This window comes from Pseudomonas sp. (genome assembly GCF_041601375.1).
Lineage (GTDB): Bacteria > Pseudomonadota > Gammaproteobacteria > Pseudomonadales > Pseudomonadaceae > Aquipseudomonas.
This window is the reverse complement of the sequence record NZ_JBFIIG010000240.1, coordinates 1-5,529: the sequence shown is the minus strand read 5'-3', so window position 1 is coordinate 5,529 and position 5,529 is coordinate 1. Positions and strand designations below refer to the sequence as shown.

The 5,529-nt window shown below is 60.6% G+C and carries 7 protein-coding genes; 4 read left to right on the top strand and 3 right to left on the bottom strand.

The window, feature by feature from the left end; genetic code table 11:
- Positions 1–55: 55 nt before the first annotated feature.
- The 3 genes from ABZE94_RS20045 to ABZE94_RS20035 all read right to left on the bottom strand — a co-directional run bounded on the left by ABZE94_RS20045 (position 56) and on the right by ABZE94_RS20035 (position 2,024).
- Positions 56–550: a SprT family zinc-dependent metalloprotease gene (locus ABZE94_RS20045; protein ID WP_372877779.1), complete on the bottom strand. Its 495-nt coding sequence runs from the start codon at positions 548–550 to the stop codon at positions 56–58.
- Between the two features lie 111 nt (positions 551–661).
- On the bottom strand, positions 662–1,261 hold the full coding sequence (locus ABZE94_RS20040) for a Yip1 family protein (protein WP_372877777.1): 600 nt from the start codon (positions 1,259–1,261) through the stop codon (positions 662–664).
- Positions 1,262–1,427: 166 nt separating this feature from the next.
- Positions 1,428–2,024 carry a DNA-J related domain-containing protein gene (locus ABZE94_RS20035; protein WP_372877775.1) on the bottom strand — a complete coding sequence of 199 codons (597 nt, stop codon included), beginning with the start codon at positions 2,022–2,024 and terminating at the stop codon, positions 1,428–1,430.
- Between the two features lie 361 nt (positions 2,025–2,385).
- On the opposite strand from ABZE94_RS20035, the gene ttcA reads away from it, so the two are divergent.
- From ttcA to ABZE94_RS20015, 4 genes are all read left to right on the top strand, one after another.
- Complete coding sequence (ttcA, locus tag ABZE94_RS20030; protein WP_372877773.1) at positions 2,386–3,210, top strand: tRNA 2-thiocytidine(32) synthetase TtcA; 825 nt, start codon at positions 2,386–2,388, stop codon at positions 3,208–3,210.
- Between the two features lie 35 nt (positions 3,211–3,245).
- Positions 3,246–3,917, top strand: a complete 672-nt coding sequence (locus tag ABZE94_RS20025) for a DNA-3-methyladenine glycosylase I (RefSeq protein ID WP_372877772.1) — start codon at positions 3,246–3,248, stop codon at positions 3,915–3,917.
- Between the two features lie 91 nt (positions 3,918–4,008).
- A complete protein-coding gene (locus tag ABZE94_RS20020; RefSeq protein WP_372877770.1) occupies positions 4,009–4,776 on the top strand; it encodes an NAD-dependent deacylase in 768 nt (255 codons plus the stop codon).
- Between the two features lie 64 nt (positions 4,777–4,840).
- Positions 4,841–5,467 carry a C40 family peptidase gene (locus ABZE94_RS20015; RefSeq protein WP_372877768.1) on the top strand — a complete coding sequence of 209 codons (627 nt, stop codon included), beginning with the start codon at positions 4,841–4,843 and terminating at the stop codon, positions 5,465–5,467.
- The last annotated feature ends 62 nt before the right edge of the window (positions 5,468–5,529 follow it).

Genomic DNA, 5,529 nt, shown 5'->3' with positions numbered 1-5,529 from the left:
TGCTGAGAACGGCTTGCTCGCCGTTCGTGATCGATTTCCCAGGGGAGAGCGTCGTTCACTCCACCCGCTGTTCGCCGGTAAAGCTCAGGGTCACCTTGCAGCGCCGGCAGAAGTAGCGGCGGCCTTTGCCGACCAGGGCGTGACGTTGGGCGGAGAAGGGGAAGTCGCGCTGCGGGCAGCTGCAGCGGTAGATGAAGCGGCTGACCTTGCGGCGCTTGACGTCGTAGCTATGGCAGCGGTTTGGCGGCAGCTCATAGACGCCGCGCATGATCAGTTGCCATTCCTCGCCGTGAGGCTGGATCTTCAGGCCGAACAGCTGATGGGCGATCAGGTGCGCCACTTCGTGGGCCACCGTCTGCTTGAGAAAGTCTTCGCGGTTTTCCCGGTACAGCTGCGGGTTGAAGCGCAGCTTGTTCTCGGTCAGGTGCGCCACTCCGGCCTTTTGTCCACGCAGCTTGAAGCTCACTTCGGCACGGGCGAAGCGCTGCTTGAAAAAGGCCTCGGCCTGCTGGTAGCAGGTTTCGACACGGGCGTGGATGTGTTCGGGCATGGGCGCGACCTGAAGATGACGGCGCGATTATGCCTAAGCCGAACCGCTACGACAGCCCCAAAACGACGAAACCACCGCAAGGTGGTTTCGTCCAGTCTTCGTTGTCGTGCCTTAGCTGGTATAGACCGGGCCTACCCCAAAGCCCCAGAGGATCACCGAACAGGCGATCATCGCCACCAGTACCACCAAACCTACCGCGAGTACCGAGCTGGAGAACATGAAACCCTCATCCTCGGGGATATTCATGAAGGTTGGTATGCCCACATAGAGCAGGTAGACGGTGTAACAGATGGCCAGTGTTCCCACCACCATGGCCAGCCACATATTTGGATAGAGTGCCGCCAGGCCGCCGACGAACAAGGGCGTTGCGGTATAGGCGGCGAACACGATGCACTGGGTCAGATTGGGGCTGGCGTCGTAGGTACGTGCCATCCAGTGAATGAAGGCGCCCATCACTGCAACTCCTGCAAGCATCGCCAGGTAGGTCATGATGGTCATTTGCAATGCGCTGGCTTCGGTCAGCATTACCGGTGCCCGATCACCGATGGACCAGCCAACCTGGGTGGTGCCGATAAAGGCCGAGATCGCCGGAATCGCCGCGAGCACCAGTACGTGGGTGAGATACATGTGGCTGATGGTTTCTTCTTCGCCACGAATTTCCTGCCATTCCTGATCGGGATGGGTGAAGAGCCCCCAAACGTGATGGATCATGCCAGACACCTCCTCTTATTATGCGGTCGCCCCCCAGCGAAGTGCCCGGCGCGCGTAGACAGCGCCACCGGGTACTGGGCCGAACCTATGCGACCGTATGTCGCAGTATAGGCAGAGGCTTGGGTGCGTGAGGGGGCTTGGCTTAGAGCAAATTGGTCTCTGAAAGTTAGTTGTAATAGCGTTCAAGAATTTCCATGGCTTTGTTGATCGACTGCAGGCGCTCGGTGCTGCCGCCACGATCGGGATGATGCAGGCTGACCAGTTGTCGGTAGCGATGCTTGATCAGCCCGATATTGAGCACTTGCGGGCTGTCGTTCAGCTCAAACAGTTCCAGGGCCGCACGCTTTTCCTCGCCGCCTTGCATGCGTTTCCAGAAACTGGCCAGCAGCTCCTCTACATCCTGTTCGTCGGTGTCAGTCAGCTGGCTGAGGTCCAGGTAATAGTCGCGCAACGGGTCATGCTCGCTCAGTTCGGCGCTGCCGGCCCGGTAGGGCAGCAGCTGGATGTGCAACGGGCTGATCTGGACGAAGCCGAGCCGTTCGCCCCATAAGCGTTCGCGCAGCCGGTACAGGGCGTTGAATACCAGGAAGTGGGTGCGAAACAGCACCAGTTTGTCGGTCAAGGGCAGGTGGGGAATGTGCGTGCAGTGGCGATCTTTCAGCTGTTGGATCAACTGGTATTCGCCAATCCCGGCGGGGGCGTCCTGCAGCAACTGGAGCAATTGATCTGCCAGATCTGCAGAGGGATCGAGTTCGTCGTTCATCACCTGAGCCTAGGGTCTGTTGCCGTTTCAGCGCAAGCCGCGTTGCGCGAAAAATCTCGCCAGGCTAGGCGTAGGACGCCGGTAATGGTGTTCCCTTGCCAAGTCCTACAACAACGCATGGCGAGATTTTCCGCGCAACCCGCAGGGCCGGGCCTGTTTTAGCGCGATGCTGCGTTTCTCGACGCTCATTTGGAGCGACCAAACTTCGCGTCTCGTGCCTTGCCTCGTGCTAAAACAGGCTCCGGCGCGGTCGCGATGAAACGGCAACAGACCCTGACATTTCAGCGTGATTGGGGTAGGGCGCGTCGCGCTTTCTGGGTAAAATGCCGCACTTTAGTAAGCCTTCGGATTCCAGCGCACCATGGGTAGCCTCTCGGTCAATCAGAACAAACTGCAAAAACGCTTGCGGCGTCAGGCCGGCGAAGCCATCGCCGATTTCAACATGATCGAGGACGGCGACAAGGTCATGGTTTGCCTGTCCGGGGGCAAGGACAGCTACACCATGCTCGATGTGCTGCTGCATATGCAGAAGGTCGCGCCGATCCAGTTCGAGATAGTCGCGGTCAATATGGACCAGAAACAGCCAGGCTTCCCCGAGCATGTGTTGCCGGCCTACCTGGAAGCCATCGGTGTGCCTTACCACATCGTCGAAAAAGACACCTACTCGGTGGTCAAGGAGATGATCCCGGAAGGCAAGACCACCTGTTCGCTGTGTTCGCGCCTGCGCCGCGGCACCCTGTATACCTTCGCCGACGAGATAGGCGCGACCAAGATGGCCCTGGGGCATCATCGCGACGACATCCTGGAAACCTTCTTCCTCAACATGTTCTACGGCGGCACCCTCAAGGCCATGCCACCGAAGCTGCGCGCCGACGACGGGCGCAACGTGGTGATTCGCCCCCTGGCCTATTGCAGCGAGGCCGATATCGAGGCCTACAGCCAGCTCAAGCAGTTCCCGATCATCCCCTGCAACCTGTGCGGCTCCCAGGAGAACCTGCAGCGCAAGGTGGTCAAGGAGATGCTCCAGGACTGGGAGCGCAAGACGCCGGGGCGCACCGAGATCATGTTCCGCGCCCTGCAGAACGTGGTGCCCTCGCAACTGGCCGACCGCAACCTGTTCGACTTCAAGAACCTGAAAATCGACGAAAGTGCCGCATCGCGCTTCGTCAATGTGATGAATCTGTAGGGACAGCGACAACAGATAAACAAAGGCGAGGGACTATGCGCGACTACAAATGGCTCCATGAGTATTGCCTGAATCGTTTTGGCTCGGTCGAGGCGCTGGAGGCGCGCTTGCCGCAGCCGCGCAGCGATGCCGAGTTGCGCGCGCTGGGCGATGATCGCTATCTCTCCACCATCAGCCTGCGTATTTTCCGTGCCGGCCTCAAGCACAGCCTGGTCGATGCCAAGTGGCCGGTTTTCGAGCAGGTGTTCTTTGGCTTCGATCCGGAAAAAGTCGTGCTGATGGGCGCCGAACACCTGGAAAACCTGATGCAGGATGCGCGCATCATTCGCCATCTGGGCAAGCTCAAGAGCGTGCCGCGCAATGCCCAGTTCGTGCTGGATGTGCGCAGGGAAAAAGGCAGCTTCGGTGCGTTGATCGCCGACTGGCCAGTGACCGATATCGTTGGCCTGTGGCGCTATCTGGCCAAGCATGGCAGCCAGCTGGGCGGCTTGTCCGCGCCGCGTTTCCTGCGCATGGTCGGCAAGGACACCTTCATCCCCACCGATGACATGGTTGCCGCACTCAAGGCGCAGAAGATCATCGACAAGGCACCGACCAGCCTGAAAGACCGCGCCGCGGTGCAGGCGGCGTTCAACCAGTGGCACGCGCAGAGCAGTCGGCCACTGTGCCAGTTGTCGATGATGCTGGCGTATACGGTCAATCATTGAACAGGTAGGGTGGATGACGCTTTCTCCATCCACCTGTTGATTTGGTGGTGGACGAAAAGAGCGTCGTCCACCCTACGCGGGAGAGCTTGAGATGGACGAGGTCATTGCCCGTATCGCCCAGGCCATTGAAACGGCCGAGCGCATCCTGATCATCACCGGTGCCGGCCTGTCCGCCGACTCCGGCTTGCCGACCTACCGCGGTATCGGCGGTCTGTACAACGGCCAGACCGCCGAAGGCCTGTCGATCGAGGCGGCGCTTTCCGGTCCCATGCTGCAGCGCGACCCGGCGCTGTGCTGGAAGTACCTGGCCGAACTGGGCAGGGCCTGCCTCGGCGCCCGGGCCAATGCCGGGCATTTCGCCATCGCCGAGCTGCAGCGTTTGAAATCCCAGTGCTGGGTGCTGACCCAGAATATCGACGGTTATCACCGCGCCGCCGGCAGCCCGCCCGAGCGCCTGATCGAGATCCACGGCGAGCTGGCGCCGTTGTATTGCCAGTCCTGCGGCGCCATCGATGCGCAGCTGGCCGAGCACCTGAGCCGGCCGCTCCCGCCCAAGTGCCGGCAGTGCGGCGGCATCCTGCGTCCGCCGGTGGTGCTGTTCGAGGAAATGCTGCCGGAACGGGCGATCAACAGCCTCTATACAGAAGTGGGCAATGGCTTCGAGGTGGTCATCAGTATCGGCACCAGCGCCAGCTTTCCCTATATCGTCGAACCACTGCTGCACACCCGCCAGGCAGGTGGCTTCACCGCCGAGATCAATCCCGCCCGCGGTGACCTGAGCGATATCGTCGACGTGCATGTACAAGGGCGGGCCTTAGATGTTTTGCCGGAACTGCTGAGTCACATCAAGAGCCATTGAATTTGCAAATGAGGCGTAGGGAAGGCATAGTCGCGCCCTTGTGAAACTACGACACGTTGTGCCCATGCTCAATCGCTTCGCACCCCTCGTGCCTCTTGCACTCACCCTGGTTCTGGCCGCCTGTGCCAGCCATGTGCCGCAACCGCCGGCGACCATTGCAGTGGCGAAGGCCAAGACGGCTGAGCATGCGGTTTTTCTTGAAGAAGCCGAAGCAGAAGCTGAAGTTGAAGCAGCCATCGATTTCGCCGCCGACAAACCCTACGAACTGCCGCAATTGGCCGACAGCATGCTGTCCCATGGCCTGTCGCTGGTCGGCACCCGTTACCGCTACGGCGGCAGCACGGTGACGTCGGGGTTCGATTGCAGCGGCTTCATCGGTTACCTGTTCAAGGAAGAGCTTGGCCTGCAGTTGCCGCGTTCGACCCGCGAAATGATCAAGATCGACGCCCCACTGGTCGAGCGTGACGCGCTGGAGCCGGGTGATCTGCTGTTCTTCAGCACCAACGGTCGCGGGCGTGTCAGCCACGCCGGGATTTATCTGGGTGACGATCAGTTCATCCATTCCTCCAGCAGTCGCAGCGGTGGCGTGCGGGTCGATAGCCTGGAAGACCGCTACTGGAATCGCACCTTTATCGAGGCCAAGCGGGCCCTGGCCCTGGCGCCAAGCGAGCCGCTCACCCGCCATCGCTGATCTCCCGACGTAGCGAGCTCCCGGTGCAGCGAACACCCGGCGTAGCGAACACCCGGCGTAGC